Here is a 17,115-nt window from a genome sequence, read left to right as displayed (position 1 = left end):
ACGGACACCGCGGGGTCCTGCCGCACCGGCACACCCTCGCTCCGGCCGGCCGGGCCGCCCCTCCCCTGCCGCTCGGCCGTTGCCTGACCCGGCGGCGGCGGAAGCTGTCGTCGATCCTCGTCGGCGATGCCCACCTGCGGGATGCGGCGCACTCCCCTCCGCGAGGGGCACGTGGGACGGAGGGGGCCGATGGACCCTCCAAGCAGGGCCTTCGCGAGGGCTGTTCGGCCCTACCGGGCCCCCGTACCCCGGCATTGATCATGAGGCGCGGCCGGGAAGCGCCGCCGTGTTCCCCCTCGTACGCGGGCATTTCCCGGCTCGTCGACGCCCTGGTGGGACACGCGTCATGGGCGGGACACAAGGAGAAGGGGAGGGAGTCGTCCGGTGGACGAGGCACAGACACACCAGGTGGACGGCGTGCGACCGCGCGCCGCGGTCTCCGTGGCCGAGGAGACGCACGCGGCCGAGGAGGTACACGCGGCCGGCGAGATGTCCGCGGCCGGCGAGGCGTCCACGGCCGGCGAGGCGGCGGGGCGGACCGGACGGACACCCGCCCGTCCGTCGTGGGTGGAGTGGCTGACGACCACCGATCACAAGAAGATCGGGACGATGTACCTCGTCACCGCGTTCGTGTTCTTCGGCGTCGGCGGTGTGATGGCGCTGCTGATGCGCGCGGAACTGGCCCGGCCCGGACTGCAGATCATGTCGAACGAGCAGTTCAACCAGGCGTTCACGATGCACGGCTCGATCATGCTGCTGATGTTCGCGATGCCGCTGTTCACCGGCTTCGCCAACTGGATCATGCCGCTCCAGATCGGCGCGCCCGACGTGGCCTTTCCCCGGCTGAACATGCTGGCCTACTGGCTGTTCCTGTTCGGCTCGTCGATCGCGGCCTTCGGCTTCCTCACCCCGGGCGGTGCCGCCGACTTCGGGTGGTTCCTGTACGCGCCGCTGTCCGACGCCGTCCACTCGCCGGGGCTCGGCGCCGACATGTGGATCATGGGCGTCGCGCTGTCGGGCTTCGGCAGCATCCTCGGCGCGGTCAACTTCATCACCACCATCGTGTGCATGCGCGCCCCGGGCCTGACCATGTTCCGCATGCCGATCTTCGTGTGGAACGTGCTGCTCACCGCCTTGCTGGTCCTGATCGTCTTCCCGGTGCTGGCCGCGGCCCTGTTCGCGCTGGAGTGCGACCGCAAGTTCGGCAGCCATGTCTTCGACCCGGCGAACGGCGGCGCGCTGCTCTGGCAGCACCTGTTCTGGTTCTTCGGCCATCCCGAGGTCTACATCCTGGCGCTGCCGTTCTTCGGCATCGTCTCCGAGGTGATCCCGGTCTTCTCCCGCAAGCCGATGTTCGGCTACATGGGCCTGATCGGCGCCACCATCGCCATCGCGGGCCTGTCGGTGACGGTGTGGGCGCACCACATGTACGTGACCGGCGGTGTTCTGCTGCCCTTCTTCTCCTTCATGACCATGCTGATCGCGGTACCGACGGGGGTGAAGTTCTTCAACTGGATCGGAACGATGTGGAAGGGCTCGCTGTCCTTCGAGACACCGATGCTGTGGACCACGGGCTTCCTGGTCACGTTCGTCTTCGGCGGACTGACCGGGGTCATCCTGGCCTCGCCGCCGCTCGACTTCCATGTCTCCGACTCGTACTTCGTCGTGGCGCACTTCCACTACACGGTCTTCGGCACGGTCGTGTACGCGATGTTCGCCGGGTTCCACTTCTGGTGGCCGAAGATGACCGGCAAGATGCTCGACGAGCGCCTCGGCAAGATCACCTTCTGGACCCTCACCGTCGGCTTCCACCTCACCTTCCTCGTCCAGCACTGGCTGGGCGTCGAGGGCATGCCGCGCCGCTACGCCGACTACCTCGCCTCCGACGGCTTCACGGCCCTCAACACCCTTTCCACGATCGGTTCGTTCCTGCTGGGCCTGTCGGTCCTGCCGTTCCTCTACAACGTGTGGAAGACGGCCAAGTACGGCAAGAAGGTCGAGGTCGACGACCCGTGGGGGTACGGCCGTTCGCTGGAGTGGGCGACCTCCTGCCCGCCGCCGCGGCACAACTTCACCTCGCTGCCGCGGATCCGGTCCGAGTCGCCGGCGTTCGACCTGCACCACCCGGAGATCGCCGCGGCCGAGGCGGTGAGCTGAGACATGGCGCAGCCCGTTCTGGCGCTGGGCGCCGCGCTGCTGACGGTGGCCGGCAGTGTCTGGTACGTCCCGGCCCTGACCGATCTGCGCGCGGGAGCCGACCGGCCGCTGTCCCGCCGTCGCGCGGCCGCGGCCTGTGTGAGCGCCTGGAGCACGACCGGGATCGTCGCCGTGCTGTTCATGGTGACCGGGGTGTGGTGGATCCCCGGCGTCACCGCGGCGGCGGGTGCGGCCGTCGCCTCCGGCTTCTGGGCGGGTGCGGCGCTGCGACGCCGGGGCGAGGCCGAGGAGGCGGCCCACCGATGGGCGCAACTGCGGTGGAGCCTGCCCCCGGCCGCCGCGGACCGCTCCCGAAGGAACCGCACCGCGTTCACCGCCCTGGTCGGCGCCGGACTGGCCACGGCCGTGGCCACGGCGACCCTCCTGCTGACCGTCGGCCCCGACAACGGCCCGTACTGGCTGACGGCCGCCGTTCCCGCCGCACTGGTCGGCCTGTTCCTCCTGATCGCGGTCACGGTGACGCACACCCACGCGCCCGCACAGCCGCGCCCGGCCCCTGGCCGTACCGCCACGGACCCCGCACGGCCCCTGCGCGACGGGGGCGCCCGGATACGTCCGGGCAGGCACCCGGTACGCGGTGAGTGACTCAGGGGAACGGCGGAAGGGGCCCGGGTCGACGACCCGGGCCCTCGTCATGGCGGACCAAACGGCACCAACGGCACCAACGTCGCCATCCGTCAGGCAAGGCGTCGGAGTGCCCAACCGTCCGTCACTCGGGCCGAGTTGGACTCGGGCTGCTGCGCCTGACCCGCTGTCAGGATCCGGCCCACCTCGTGCTACGTTGCGGCCTCTTGATCGTGAAGGTGATGTGGGGGCCTTTCATGAAACTGGCGCGCTTCTCGTCGTCGACCGCCGCGGCGCTGCTCCTGGGGCTCACGACGGTCGTCGGACCCGGCGCCGTGGACTCGTACGCGGCGTCAGGCATACCGCTGCCGATCGCGCACTTCGCGCACATGGTCGTGGACGCTCCGCACGGGCACCTGTTCATCAGTGGCGGCGCGGGTACCGACGGCATCCTCGTCACCGACCTCGACGGCGGGAACCCGACGACGATCGGCGGAGAGCCGGGTGCCACCGGTCTCGCCCTGTCCGACGACGGATCCGCGCTGTACGCGGCTCTGCCGGGCCAGGACGCCATCGCGGCGATCAGCACGAACACCCTGACCGAGTCCGCCCGTTACGACACGGGCACGGGAACCCGTCCCGACTCGTTGGCCGTCGCCGGGGGCACCCTCTGGTTCGGCTACGGCACGGCGGGCGACGGCGGCATCGGATCCGTCGACACGGCCGGCACGGTCACCTTGCGGCAGGATTCCGGCAGTTGGCCGGCGCCGCCGATGCTGACGACGACCCCGACGCCCTCCGGCGTGCTCGCGGCCGCCGCGCAGACGGGCGACACCTCCGCCGTCGTCACGTACCGGGCCGAGGGCGACGCGCTGACCCGGCAGGCCGCGAAGGCACTGCCCGTCCCCGACCTGAGCGACTTCGCGGTCACGGCGGACGGCCGGCACCTGGCCGTCTCGTCCTGGGTGCACGCGAGCGCCGACCGGTACCGCACCTCGGATCTGGCGGTGGACGGGCGATTCACCGAGATGGTGGCCTCGAAAGCCGTCGCCGTGGCCCCGGACGGCACGCTGGCCGGCTGCGGCTGCAACTACGAAGTCCGGCCTTTTCCGGAAACGGGCGAGGGCTTCTACAACGACTACGACTACGGATACGGCTACGGGTTGAGCCTGCCCGCTCACGGCCTCGCCTGGTCACCGGACGAGACCCGGCTCTACATCATGGGCGTGGACGACTCCGGGGGAACCCCGACGCTCCGCGTCGCCCGTGATCCGGAAACCGCCTGGGTCCTTCTCAAGGGAGTTTCGACCACCACTCCGCTCGCCCCCGGCGAGGCCTATGCGTTCCGGACCAGCTTCAATTCGCCTCTCGACCTCGGTGCCGGGGTGTCCATCATTCCGGGCACCGTACGGATCACGCGCTACGACGACGCGGATCCGGACGGCGTGCTCGTCCAGGACGCGACCACCACGCGGGCCAACGTGGCCGACTTCTTCGGTTCCTATCACGTCGCCGGCACCGCTCCCCTCAGCGGTCCGCTGAGCTTCCACGTCGACTACTCCGGAAGCGGCCACTACGCCCCGGCCGGCCAGACCTTCGACGTCCCCGTCGCGAAGTACGCGCCCACCATCGCCCTGCCGTACGTGACCGGCGGCGGCCGTGCCGCACCGCTGACCATCACGGGGAAACTCGCCTGGCCGCACGCGCATGTGACGACCGGAGCCGTCCACGTCGTCAAGACCGACCCGGCGCACCCCTCCGGCTACTCGATGGGCACCGTGCCCTTCACCGCCGACGGCGGTTTCACCTTCCACGACGTCCCGCAGACCGGCGGCGCGAACACGTACGCCTTCAGCTACGACGGTGGCACGTCGTACCTCCCGGTCAGCACGTGGGCGACGGTGGACGTGTCCCGCGCCACTCCGAGCCTGAGCGTGGCGACCGACGCGAAGGCGTACCGTCCCGGCGCGACCGTGAAGGTCACCGCGCATCTGGGAACCACGTACAACTCCCGCTCCGTGACGCTGTACGACCAGCCCGCGGGCGCGTCGCGGGTGCGGCTCAAGAGCGGCAGGGTCGACGCGCACGGGAACCTCGTCGCGTCCTACAAGGTCTCCCGCAACACCGTCTTCAGCGCGGCCTTCACCGGTGACTACCGCTACGCACCGCGCACGGTGACCACCGGAACGACCCTGACTCCGACGGTACGGACGCAGACGCAGTACCCGATCTCGACCACCCGCGTCGGCTCCACCACCTACCAGGTCTTCTACAAGTCCGAGATCAACATGGGCTTCAACGTCCAGGTGAATCCCCATCAGTCCGGCGGCTGCATGACGGTGTACGTCGAGCACTACTACTCGGGGGCCTGGCACCAGAGCACCTCGGAGAGCTGCGTGCCCCTGTACTCCGACGGCTGGTACGGCTACGCCCGGGCTCTGAAGCTCTTCACGAGCAATGACCGCTTCCGCATCCGCGGCCACTACACGCCGCCGGCCAAGGGCGCGCAGGCCAGCGGCGTGTGGACCCAGTGGACCTACCTCACGGTCCGCCCGGGCAGCCCCTCGTAAGGCCGAAGTCTTCGAGCGGGCGCCCGGGCGGAGCGGGCCCGCGCAGGGGCAGGCTCAGCTACGGCCGGCTTCCTGCCGGATCGCTTCGGCCTCCGGGCCGGTTCCGGCCGCGCGGCGTTCCTGGACCTGGGCGTAGGCCATGAGTCCGAACAGGGCGACGAGCAGGACGGCAGACGAGCCGGCGGTGCCGAGGTCGAGTCCGCCCTTGGCGAGCGGCTTGGTGAGGAAGTCGCCGGCGGTGGCGCCCAGCGGGCGGGTCAGGACGAAGGCGATCCAGAACAGCAGGACGTTCGGCACCGCCGGAACCCCCATCAGCGCGATGAGCACCGCCAGCAGCCCGGTGATGAGCAGCGCCCCGCCCAGGTAGCCGAGTCCGGAGCTGTCGGAGAGGAAGTCGCCCATCGAGGTGCCGAGGGTGTTGGAGACGAGGATCGCCGACCAGAACAGGGACTCACCGCGGAAGGTGACGATGTCGCGGATCTCGAACGTCATCCCGCTCAGTTTCCAGGCGAGGAAGATCGCGAGAAGGACCGAGATCAGGATGGCGGCACCCTCGGGGTAGCCCAGACCGAGGCCCTGCGGTCCCCAGCCGAGCGATGTGGCGCCGCCCGAGAGGTACTTGGTGCTGGCGTCGCGGTTCATGAAGTCGGACATCGTGGTGCCGGCCATGCTGGTCGACAGGATCACGGTCCAGTAGAAGAACGGGTTGTACCGACGGGACCTGAGCTGGATCACCAACGTCACCACGAACAGCAGGAACAGGGCGATCGTGGTGACGAAGTAGCCGAGTTTCAGGGTCTGGGCGAACAGATCGCCCGCCGTCTCACCCAGGGTCGTCGCGGCGATCTTCATGATCCAGAACGCCAGAGTGACCTCGGGCAGCTTCTTCATCACGGATTTCGTCGACATCAAGAGCGTGCTCCTGCGGTGTGTGGGGGATCCGATCTCCGTCGAACCCTGACAAGTCCGACCTGAACGCGTCCTGAACACGGGCGGCATGAGTATTGACGTACTGCGGCCGCGGTGCTCTCGCCGAGAGTCTTCGCATCGTCTGCACCTCGCCTAGCGGGACCTGCCGGTCCGACTCGAACGCCCGCGCGGGAAACGGCGGAGCGCCGAGGAGTCGTCGGCACACCGGATGACTTCCGGTTCTACGATCTACGGAGCCCGCCCACAGCGTGTTCACAGGCCACGGCACGGCACCTCCCGCACCGGAGTCGCTTTCCCCCGGCTCACCTTCCTGACCAGGCGACTCTCCGCGCGTTGGGCAACACCGTTCCGCCCATGCCCCGTTGCCGGACCCGGCACGACGGACGGCGGCGGCTCCCGGGGGGTCGATTCAGCGAGCGGTCGCGTTCAGCAGCCGTTGGAGGGGTGAGAAGCGGGCGGTGCTGTCGCCTGCAGGGTCCAACCGGGCGGCTCGGAACCGGGTCCACCGATCAGTAGGGCCGAGGCCCGGCCACCGCTGGCCACCTTCCTGTGCCACGCCCAGGTGCCCTGGCCGATCGAGGCCTGCTCGAACGTCCACCCCAGACCGCGCATGGCCCGTTGCACGTAGGCGACCACCCGAGGCGCGGAACCGCCGTCGGTGAAGTCGACAACGACGGTCGCCGGATCCCAACCGTAGGTCGACCTGATTCCGTCGCACGAGTCCCATTGCGGCTTGACGCTCTGCTTCTGCGTGACGTGTGCGCCCGGCGGTACCACGGACAGCACCGGGTGGATCGCCTCGAGCCGTCGATGCCCGGGATCAGGGTCCCCGACCGGCGACGGAGCCCCGCCGCATCCGGCCAGTGCCATGACTGTCGCGACCACGGCGGCAGACGCAACGCGGTACGCCGGACGACCCTCCAACCCCCACATGAAGGCAAGGATCACATGCTCTTGCGGAAAGTCCACCCTGTCTGCCGCACGGCAGCGATGCCGGCCGGCACCCCTGGGCCCGGATCAGACGGTGTCTATCCGCCAGGCGATCACACCGGTCGATCCCTCGGCCCCGTCGACATCGATGTGTACCGGCTTGTGCACCGTGATCCGCTGCTGGACCACTGACCGATCGCACGGCACCTTGGTCTCTGTGCCCGTGTCAGCCGGTACGAATGTCAACCGGGCGCTTCCGCTGCCGAGGCAGACCAGGTCGAGCCGGTAGGTCTTGCCCTCGCTCAGGGTGGGCTCGGTGTGGACTCCGTCGTCCACCCGCTCCGCTCCGGCCTCGATCATCTGTCCACCGGGGACGGCGGCCAGGACCGCCCGGGCCTGCTCGGCGAGCTTCTTCTCGGACGACCCGATGGCCGTCCGGGACCCGCTCGGCGCGGACGGCGACGGCGGAGCGCTGACGGCCGTCCCCTCACCGCTGCCGGACGTGCACGAGGCGAGCAGGAACGCCGACGCCACCACGGCCCACGCGGCCAGCCGGGTGCGGGGGTTCGAACGGGTCATGACGAGGTCTCCAGGTACGTCCAGCCAGCCACTGATGTCGGCAGTGTCGTGTTCCCGTGACCGAGTTCCTCGACTCCGCGGGCCCCAACACGTCGGCGATTCTTCCAGTTGACCTTGTATCCCCAGCACGGGTGCCGTCTCGGCCGCCGGGGACGTCCGAAAACCGCTGTGGCTTGAACGCCTGTCCCCCGAGCGAGTGGGCGGCGGTAATCGAACGCGCGTTTTGGCTCGTCACCTTAGAGTGAGCTGGTCGACTCCTGCGGTGGATGAGCCGGGAGTTGATCCTCAAGGGGAAGAGACAGGGGGCAAGCGATGTCCGGCTTTTTGGGTGGGCGGTTCCGAAGACCCGCTGCGTTCGGAGTGAGTGGGGCGTTGGTGACGGCCTCGGTGCTGCTCGCGCCCGTCGCGAGTGCCGTGGAGGGCGAACCCGCCACGGTGGGCGTGGTCTTCGCACACGACCCGGCACACCACGGCGCGCCGAGTGCCGAGTTGGGGGACGGCGCTCGCGTCGAACTCGTCGGCGGACGGAACGTCCGGGTCACGGAGGACCCGGCAGGCTCCGGGGGACGCCGGGCCCGCTACACGGTCGCCGCCGTGAACGGCACGCTCTCCGTACGGCCGACGGGGAAGTCCGCGGCGGACCGCACGGCCGCGAAGCTTCCCCTGGCGGCGACGGGCACGGGCACGGTGCGCGGCGCTCTCAAGACGGCGACCGCCTCCGCGTCGACGTACACGGTGAAACTGAGCATCACGCACGCCGACGTCAGGTCCAAGCTCTTCTACGTCTGGAACCGCAAGACCTGGACGTCGTACGCCGTCAACAGCGACACCGCGGGCGGCACGGCGAGCGTGAAGCTGCCGCCGGGCGACTACTTCTCGGTGGCGATGCACAACGACTGGCTGGAGCCGAGCTACCTGCTCACCCGTACGTTCACCGTCGGTTCGGCCGCCACCACGGTCACCTTCGACCAGAGCGCGGCGAAGGAGACCGCGATCCGTACCGACGACACCACCGCCACCCGGGACTCCTCCGCCGCGTGGATCAGCGTCCCGGGCGGGGACCTGGCGGGCTTCGCCGGTGGCGGGCCCGACAAGGTGTACGTCACCCCGTTCTCGGTGCCCGGCGTCTCGCTGCGCCTGCACGAGGTGCTCGGCAAGAAGGGCGCGTCCGCGAGCGTCCCGAGCCCCTACCGTTACGACCTGACGCGCAGCTTCACCACCACGGTGCCCGCCTCGCCCGTCACGACGGTCCGTACCGCCGCCCTGGCGAAGAGCGTCACGAAGGTCAACGCCCCGGGCACCCGCACCACCGCGTACCTGGAGAGCGCCCCCTCCCTCGGCGAGTGGACGGGCGTGTTCATCGGCGCCGCGGTGCCGGTCGCCGGTTCCGTCACCGAGTACGCCACCCCGGGCATCACCTACAGCCGCCTTCTGACCTACGGCACCGGTGAGCTCAACCTGAACCTCCCGGATCGCACCCTGCCCGCCGGTACCAGTACGGGCGAGGTCCTGGGTGCGGCCCCGCTCCAGCCGGTGCGCGGCCAGGCGATGGGCTCGCAGCGGTACTTCGGGAAGATCTCGCTGTCCGAGCCGAGCGTCTTCGGCGACACCGCGGGCCACACGGGCAACGACTTCCGCGCGACCTATGCGTACAAGCTGACGTCCGACGGTGTCACCTACGCCCAGGCCTCGGGCCTCGACAGCTCCCACGGGCTGATGTCGTCGAGCCTGCCGTCGTTCGAGAGGACGTACGCGCTCGACGAGACCGTGCACCGCCGCGTCCCGTACGCCCGGTTGTCCACGGACGTACACAACGAGTGGACGTTCCGCTCGGGCTATGCGGAAGGCAAGGAACTCCCGCTGATCGACGCCCGGTTGAAGGTCTCGGGGCTGGACGGCCTGGGGCGCGCGGCTGCCGGAGCGGTACGGATCGACGCGAGCGCGAGCACCCGCAACACGGCGGCCGCGGAGGCGAACACCAGGGTCACGGGCCTCGCGTACTCCACGGACGACGGCACGAGTTGGACCGACCTGCCCGTCGCGGCCGACGGCTCCGCCACACTGGACGTACCCGCCACCGCCTCCTTCGTCACCCTGCGCGTCACCGCCGTCGACGACCAGGGCGGCAGCCTCCGCCGCACCATCGTGCGGGCGTTCGCGGGCCCGGCCCCGCAGAGCGCCGAGACGGTGGGCGCGACCCGCATCTCGAACGTCGTGGTGAACGGCGGGAAGCCGGTCGAGCTGACCGACGCGCCGCTGCAGGAGTTCACGGCGAAGTTCACCGCGACCGACCCGTCGGGGATCGCGAGCGGCGACATGTACCTCTACCGCGGGTCGTACGGCACTCCCGACGCCGTCCTCTACGGCACGTGGCCGGCGACCTGCACCAAGGTCGACGCGACCACGTCCACCTGCGAGGCGCAGTTCGCCTACATCCAGCCGCGCTGGACCCTCGGCCGCAACTCCCTCGCCGGTGTCTGGAAGGCCGCCGCCTGGGCCGAGTCCGCGGACGGCACGGGGCACGTCGATCTGCCCGCCGCCAAGTCGCCGTCCGTGGTGCGCGACGCGACGGTGACGGCCAACGCTTCCCCCGAGCCGGTGGCCAAGGGCAAGACGCTCACCATCACGGGCAAGCTCTCCCGCGCGGACTGGGAGACGCTCGGCGGGTATCACGGATACGCCGGACAGAAGGTGACGCTCCAGTTCAGCAAGAAGGCGACGTCCGGGTACACGACGGTGAAGACGGTCTCCACCAGTAGCACGGGAGCCCTGAAGACCACGGTGAAGGCGTCGACGGACGGCTATTGGCGGTACACCTTCACCGCCACATCCACCACCGCGGCCGCCACCTCTTCCGGCGACTTCGTCGACGTCCGCTGACCTCGCTCACCTTGTCGGGCCCCCGGATCGATTTGTCGGGACCCCGGATCGATCCGGGGGCCCGACCGCCTACCGCCTCGGTCCCGCGAAGGCGGTGCGGCCGCCGGGATCGCCGTACACCACATGGCGACCGAGGACGGAGCGGGCCGGACGGTGACGTTCAGCGTTCTGCGGGCCGGTCGTGAAAAGGATCACCCTTCGCGACCCTGGAACCATCCCAGGCGTACGGGCGTGCAGATACGGGGGAGCGCCTGGGATGCCGCGCCCCGTCGGGACAGGCCCGCACGGGCCGACAAAGGGATACGAGTACGGACTGCATGGATTCGATCCACGACGACGTAGCGGAGTTCGCGTTACTGCTGACACGGCTGAAGGAGCGCACCGACCGCAGCTACGCGGCACTGGCCCGGCGACTGGACGTGCACGCCTCCACCCTGCACCGCTACTGCTCCGGAGAAGCGGTCCCGCAGGACTTCGCCGGAGTCGAGCGGTTCGCCGTACTCTGCGGCGCCTCCCCCGAAGAACGCATGGAGCTGCACCGCCGGTGGATCATGGCCGCCGCCGCGCGGCGACGAACACGCCCGTCCGACACCCGGCAGGCACCAGCGCCCCACACCACCACGAGTGCGGCGGCATCGATCGCCCCCGTGAGGGATGCCGCATCGGCCGTCTCCGCGAGCGGCAGCGGCCCGGCCGTGGAGGCGCCCGGGCCGATCTCACCGGCCGGCCGGCGCCCCGGGCCGGCCTCACCGCCCAGGCCGCGGCCTCACGGCGGGCGCCCCCGACGACGCCCCGTACGGTCGATGGCACTGGCGGCCTCGCTCGTCGCCGCGCTCCTCGGCCTCACCGCATCCGCCGCCGGACCCCCCGCCGCGTCGGCCACACCCAACGGCAACCCCAAGCCGAACCGGGCAGGCGCCGGCACGGCCCCACCGGTGGCCCCGCTCACCTGGACCGCCAACTCGCACACACTCGGACTCACCGGTTGCGGCGAGGACTACGTCGTCGCCAAGCCATCGCGGCAGGTCCCGCCACCCCCGCACCCGGAGGACATCGCGGCGTGGGCCGCCTCCCAGCGGGCGGTGCACGGGGGCACCACCGGTGTGCGGATCACGGTCCAGGGACGCGGCGCCGCCGCCGTCGTCCTGGAGGCCATGCACGTGCGCGTGGTCAACCGCGCCACCCCCGCCGCCGACCGGGGCGTCGTCTACTCCTTGAGCGACGGCTGCGGCGCCGGCCTCGTCCCCCGCTTCTTCTCCGTGAACCTCGACGCGCACCAGCCCCTGGCCCGTTCGACGCCCGGGGACAACGGGGCGGGCACGCCGATCCCCGCGATCGACTTCCCCTACCGGGTGTCCCTGCAGGAGCCCGAGGTCCTGGTGGTCTCCGCGCTCAACGAGTCCTGCACCTGCGACTGGTACCTCGACCTCGACTGGTCCTCACAGGGCCGCACGGGCACCGTCCGCGTCGACGACCACGGTCGCCCCTTCCGCACCACCAGCACCAAAGGACTGCCCGGCTACCGGTACGACCGCATCGACTACGACCCCGGCCGCTGGGTACCGATCCCCGCCGCCAACATGGCCGCAACCGGCGACTGACGAAGCGACAGGTCACGCGGCCCGCCCGGCAGCACAACCGGGGGAGCGGGGTTGTACCCAGTTACAGGCCCGGCCCCACTCCCAGGATCGGGGGAGGGGCACAAGACGGTCGCCAGGGTTTCGGGCCGGTGCGGGCCATCAGCGCTGCCGGTCCCACCTCCGGCCGAAGCCGGAAGCGGACCGGGCGGAGTGGCTGCGCCGTCAGCGGGCGCTCGTGGTGCGGATGTCGGTGACATCGCCGAACACCGGCTCCAGCTCCACGACGAGGTTGGTCGTCACCGTCGGTGACTCCCCGCCGCCGAAGGTGTGGGTGACGACGATCTCACGGCTGTTGCCGCCCTCGCTCACCGTCCACTGCACCGGGACGTTCTGGGCCCGCAGGACGCCGTCCACCTTGTTCTTCTTCTCCCAGGCCTCCAGCTGCTTGGCGAAGGCGGGCGTGAGGTAGTGGGCGCGCAGCGTCTTGGCCAGTGCGGTGTCCGGGCCCGCGGGGTCGTCCTTCGCGTCGACGTACGCGCCGTAGAAGTCGGCGATTCGGGTCACCGAGTCACCGGTCGTGCCACTGACCGACCGCACCGCGGCGGACGCCTTCGCGGACGCCTTCGTGGATGCCTTCGCCGGGGTGATGCTCGTGGTGCGGATGTCGGTGATGTGGCCGGTCGGCTCCTGCTGCACGACGAGGTCGGTCGTCGTCGTCGGCGACTCCCCGCCGCCGTAGGTCAGGGTGACGACGACCTCGAGGCCGTTGGCGCCCTCGCTCACCGTCCACTGTGCCGGGACGTTCTGGGCCCGCAGGAGACCGTCCACCTTGTTCTTCTTCTCCCAGGCCTCCAGCTGCTTGGCGAAGGCGGGCGTGAGGTAGTGGGCGCGCAGCGTCTTGGCCAGTGCGGTGTCCGGGCCCGCGGGGTCGTCCTTCGCGTAGATGTACGCGCCGTAGAAGTCGGCGACCTGGGTCACCACGTCACCGTTGAAGCCACTGACCGACCGCGGCGCGGCCGACGCCTTCGCGGATGCCTTGGCGGGGGCGCGGACGGCGGCCTGCGCCGCCGCCTGCGTCGACACACCGAGCCCGACGGCCAGGACGAGACCGGCGGCGAAGACCGCACGGCGGCCCGGACGACGAGGTGTGTGGGTGTTCCTGCTCATGTCGTGTCTTCCTTCTTGGTTGGTGGTCCGTAGGGTGTCGCTCCCGGCCCGCGCCGGCTCTCCCGCCGAACGCGCCCGCTGACGTCCCGCCACCCGTCCGCGTCCGATCCGAGGACATGACGGCCCGATCGCCCGAGGGGGCGGGAGCCGGCCGGATGTCCCCGCCCCGAGGTCGCGGGGCGCCGGGCGCCGCACGTCGGGCACCAGGGCACAGAGATGCCCGGTACGCAGGCACAAGGCGGGAGTCGTCACCAGGCTGCTACCGGGGTCTCGATCCACCCCGTCCGGTGCGACACCCACAGCTTCGAAGACACCGAGGACCCACCGCAACCACCACCGCCCAACCCGCGACGACGCAACCATCCCACCCACCCTGACCTGCGCAAACACGCACTGCCTGAGACGCCGTCCTGGGATGCGGAGACGACCCGTCGCCGTCCCGGGTGAGGGTCTGGCCGTGTGACAGCGCAGGCGAACAGCGGCGGACAAGCGCGAACGTCCGCGGACCACCGCCGTACGTGAGACACCGCAGCCCACGCAGACTCCGGCCGTGCTCACCCCTGCGGACTCCGGTGACCACCGACCGAGAGTCGACACGGCCTGCCGGGACGTGTCTTGTCTCGGCTGATGCTTGATGCCGTCGCGACTCAGGGGTGTTCGACGTCGAGTCGTTCTGCGGCGTCGAGCAATTGCTCGGGCAGCTTCGAGTCGGCGGCCGGCACCTCGATGCCGATGAGGCGCCCGCGATCGTCGAAGTCGAGGTTGATCATTCCGTCCACCGAGACGGGATCGCGGGGGTAGCAGCGCGCGGCGGGTGTTGCTGGATCGGTGAGGTACAGGTACGCCGCGTTCGCCTGACGGTCGTAGGTAACTCTGACGTCTGCCATGGGGGCACCCTGAGCACCCTCCGCGAACGTCAACTGACCCTGGACGCCTCGGCTGGGATGCGCCACAGGGGAGCGGCGTGCTGTTCCGGACGGCTGCCTGAGGGGGAGGGCTCCGAGGTCCCGGCGCTGCCTGCCGCTGAAGCCTCGCGGACCGGTGAGGGGGCGGGCCCTTGCCGTCCGAAGGGCGAGCTCCGCGATGCGGGCCGCGTGAAACGGGGTGACGGCTGGTGAGCTCGGACGCGCCGAGGGCGGAGGTGTTCGGGCGGTCGCCGGCGTGGATGTACGTGGTACTGGAGGTGCCGGTGATCGTGATGATGCCGGTGGTTTGACTGCCGTATGCGTGCCGTATGTGTGCCGTCTGCGGCTGGATGCCGCTTTTGAGACCAGCGTTATCTGATTCTGGACAGAATCGATGGCCGCTCTTTACAGATGTAGTCGGCACTAATCAAAAATGATCGGAAGCTTGAGGTGCGGTTCACTCGGTGCGGCTGACCACACCGCTCACGTTCAGGACCTCGTGACATCCCTGCGCCTGGCGGCCGGTGGCCGGAGTGCCCGGCTTCGCGCAGGTGACTTCGATGGTCACGGTGTTGTTCGCGGGGATCTTGATGGGGGTGACCCAGTGGTAGTCCTGGTTGCGGAAGGTTTCCAGGGCGATCGTGGTGATCTTGCGGTCGCCGAAGTTGATCGTCATCACCCCTTCATCACCCTGGAAGTTGGCGACGACGATGTCCGTCACACCGAAGACGCTCTTCTCGGGCACCTTGTAGGTGCCGGTATCGGTCTTCCCGCCGGAGGTCTTCAGGTCGATGGTCGCCGAGCTCTGCTGACCGTCGCCGACAGCGGTGCCGTTCCCGGTCGAGGTGCCGTCGCCGCCCGCTCCGGAACCGTTGGCCTTGCCCTGACCGCCGGGCGAGGCGCTCGCACCGCCGGAACCGCTGCCGGGTGTCTGCCCGTTGCCGCCCTGTTCTCCCGCGGGCGTGGGGCGCGGCTGGACCACCTCGTTGGCCGCCTCCTTCGCGGCGCTGCGCACCGCCGGGCGGACCAGTGTGAACCAGGCGAGCAGCAGCGCGAGCAGGGCCGCGAGCACGGCGAGCAGCCACTTCGGGAAGATGGGGATCTGGACGAACTCCGCGTCCAGCGGCGGCCGGTCGGCGGTCTCGTCCGGCCGGGTCCCGTCCGGGTCACCGGTCTCCGCGGTGGCCAGGGTGAACGGCCACACCACCGGGGAGCCGAACCACACGGGCTTGCCCGTACGGACCCGCAGCCCGACCTCGACCGACTCGCCGGGCTCCAGCTTCGGCTCGGCCGGGTTGAAGGCGAACGACAGCTCCTCGCCCGCCTGGCCGGGGGTGAAGCCCACCTGGACCGGGGTGTTGCCCTGGTTGCGCACCGCGAGCCGGTAGCGGCCGCGCAGCCAGCCGCGCCGGCGGCGCGGGGCCAGCTCGGTCCGCAGCTCGTGGAACTCCTCGATGTGCACGGTGGTCTCGGGGACCGTCACCGCGTCGGGATGCTCGGTCGGCAGGACCCGTACGCCCAGGGGCAGCTCGCCGGCGCGTATCTCCGGGGAGCGTGGCGGCTCCAGACGGATCGTCACCGTCTCGGAGGCGCCGGGGTAGAGGGAGACCCGCGGGGGTTCCACGGTGGCCCAGGAGGCACAGTCCCCGACGACCTCCAGGCTGTACGCCTCGACGATGTCGCTGTCGTTGCGGACGGTCAGACTGGTCGTGGCGGTGCTGCCGGGCGCCACCGTCACGGCCGGGATGTCGAGGCTGGGCGCACCGGGGCCGGAAGAGGCTGCAGAAGGCGTCACGCGACCACGGTAGGAGCGCGCCCTGGCCGCCACGAGGGATACGAGGGCAACACGCGGGCAGTCGCGATGCCTCTGAGGCCCAAGTCAACTCCCTTACGCTTGTAAGTCGTTGATGTGGCCCGCCGTCGTGCCCACTCCGCTTTCCGGCCTCTGCGGCGATCGCCGCGCCTCCCGCGTTCCCGCACCCCCACGCACTCATGAATCAGGTGGTAACCCGGCCATGTTCCGTTCGGACGAGAACAACCCGGCCATACCGGCCGCCACGGCACCTGTGGCCGCCCAGGACCGGGCCACGCACCAGTCCTCCCACTCCGATCGTCCGGTCCGGGTGACCCTGGCCGTCTACGCCGCCGACCCGGTCCTGCGCGTCGGCGTCGTCCAGCAGTTGCGTCAGCGCCCCGAGATCGACCTGCTCGACGACGCCGACGTGGAGCGGGCCCAGGCGTCGCTGGTGGTCGTGGACCACGTCGACGACGATGTGGCCGCCCTGCTGCAGCGGCTGCGGCACAACACCGGCAGCCGTACGGGCCTCGTGGTCGGCACCCTCGGGTCCGGCGCACTGCAACGCGTCATCGAGTGCGGCGTGTCGGCGGTGCTGCGGCGCGCCGAGGCCGACCAGGACCGGCTCCTCCACCTGGTCCTGGCGATCGCCAACGGGGAGGGCGTGCTGCCCGGCGACCTGCTCGGCAAACTGCTCAGCCACGTGGGAAGCCTCCAGCGCTCGGCGCTCGACCCGCGGGGCCTGTCCCTGTCCACGCTGACCACCCGAGAGGCGGACATGCTGCGCCTGGTCTCGGAGGGCCTGGACACCGCGGAGATCGCCCGCAAGACCGCGTATTCCGAACGGACCGTCAAGAACGTCCTGCACGAGATCATCACCCGGCTGCAACTGCGCAACCGGGCCCACGCGGTCGGCTACGCACTGCGCAACGGATTGATCTGACAACGGCCCGCGACGGGCCGGTCCGACGACGCCCGGGCACCCCGGCACTGCCCGG

The 17,115-nt window shown here is 70.3% G+C and carries 12 protein-coding genes; 6 read left to right on the top strand and 6 right to left on the bottom strand.

The window, feature by feature from the left end; all coding sequences use genetic code 11:
• The first annotated feature begins 384 nt into the window (after positions 1-384).
• The 3 genes from ctaD to ACIQRL_RS08285 all read left to right on the top strand — a co-directional run bounded on the left by ctaD (position 385) and on the right by ACIQRL_RS08285 (position 5,351).
• Positions 385-2,157: a cytochrome c oxidase subunit I gene (gene ctaD / locus ACIQRL_RS08295; RefSeq protein ID WP_401328727.1), complete on the top strand. Its 1,773-nt coding sequence runs from the start codon at positions 385-387 to the stop codon at positions 2,155-2,157.
• A 3-nt stretch (positions 2,158-2,160) separates the two neighbouring features.
• Entirely contained in the window at positions 2,161-2,802 is a 642-nt protein-coding gene (locus ACIQRL_RS08290) for a hypothetical protein (RefSeq protein ID WP_401328724.1), read from the top strand.
• Between the two features lie 236 nt (positions 2,803-3,038).
• The gene (locus tag ACIQRL_RS08285; protein ID WP_401328722.1) at positions 3,039-5,351 is read left to right on the top strand and encodes a hypothetical protein; all 2,313 of its coding nucleotides are present in this window, start codon (positions 3,039-3,041) and stop codon (positions 5,349-5,351) included.
• A 54-nt stretch (positions 5,352-5,405) separates the two neighbouring features.
• Here the strand turns inward: ACIQRL_RS08285 and ACIQRL_RS08280 are convergent, their stop codons facing one another.
• From ACIQRL_RS08280 to ACIQRL_RS08270, 3 genes are all read right to left on the bottom strand, one after another.
• Entirely contained in the window at positions 5,406-6,260 is an 855-nt protein-coding gene (locus tag ACIQRL_RS08280; RefSeq protein ID WP_401328720.1) for a hypothetical protein, read from the bottom strand.
• Positions 6,261-6,707: 447 nt separating this feature from the next.
• Entirely contained in the window at positions 6,708-7,067 is a 360-nt protein-coding gene (locus ACIQRL_RS08275; protein WP_401328717.1) for a hypothetical protein, read from the bottom strand.
• Between the two features lie 231 nt (positions 7,068-7,298).
• Positions 7,299-7,790 carry a hypothetical protein gene (locus ACIQRL_RS08270; RefSeq protein WP_401328716.1) on the bottom strand — a complete coding sequence of 164 codons (492 nt, stop codon included), beginning with the start codon at positions 7,788-7,790 and terminating at the stop codon, positions 7,299-7,301.
• 375 nt (positions 7,791-8,165) lie between these two features.
• Here ACIQRL_RS08270 and ACIQRL_RS08265 point away from each other — a divergent pair, with 375 nt between their 5' ends.
• Positions 8,166-10,670, top strand: coding sequence for a hypothetical protein (locus tag ACIQRL_RS08265; protein WP_401328714.1), 2,505 nt, complete (start codon positions 8,166-8,168; stop codon positions 10,668-10,670).
• A 317-nt stretch (positions 10,671-10,987) separates the two neighbouring features.
• Positions 10,988-12,271 carry a helix-turn-helix domain-containing protein gene (locus ACIQRL_RS08260; RefSeq protein ID WP_401328711.1) on the top strand — a complete coding sequence of 428 codons (1,284 nt, stop codon included), beginning with the start codon at positions 10,988-10,990 and terminating at the stop codon, positions 12,269-12,271.
• 201 nt (positions 12,272-12,472) lie between these two features.
• Here the strand turns inward: ACIQRL_RS08260 and ACIQRL_RS08255 are convergent, their stop codons facing one another.
• From ACIQRL_RS08255 to ACIQRL_RS08245, 3 genes are all read right to left on the bottom strand, one after another.
• Positions 12,473-13,417 carry a hypothetical protein gene (locus ACIQRL_RS08255; RefSeq protein ID WP_401328708.1) on the bottom strand — a complete coding sequence of 315 codons (945 nt, stop codon included), beginning with the start codon at positions 13,415-13,417 and terminating at the stop codon, positions 12,473-12,475.
• Between the two features lie 647 nt (positions 13,418-14,064).
• A complete protein-coding gene (locus tag ACIQRL_RS08250; protein ID WP_401328705.1) occupies positions 14,065-14,304 on the bottom strand; it encodes a DUF2283 domain-containing protein in 240 nt (79 codons plus the stop codon).
• A gap of 475 nt (positions 14,305-14,779) precedes the next feature.
• Positions 14,780-16,117 (bottom strand): hydrolytic protein, encoded by a 1,338-nt coding sequence (locus ACIQRL_RS08245; protein ID WP_401328703.1) that lies wholly within the window; start codon positions 16,115-16,117, stop codon positions 14,780-14,782.
• A 220-nt stretch (positions 16,118-16,337) separates the two neighbouring features.
• Between ACIQRL_RS08245 and ACIQRL_RS08240 the strand changes: the two genes are divergently transcribed.
• On the top strand, positions 16,338-17,060 hold the full coding sequence (locus tag ACIQRL_RS08240) for a LuxR C-terminal-related transcriptional regulator (RefSeq protein WP_401328701.1): 723 nt from the start codon (positions 16,338-16,340) through the stop codon (positions 17,058-17,060).
• Positions 17,061-17,115 lie beyond the last annotated feature (55 nt).

This window comes from Streptomyces sp. NPDC091209, from assembly GCF_044757755.1.
Classification (GTDB): Bacteria; Actinomycetota; Actinomycetes; order Streptomycetales; family Streptomycetaceae; genus Streptomyces.
The sequence above is the reverse complement of the archived record's forward strand: the minus strand, read 5'-3'. Positions and strand labels throughout refer to the sequence as shown.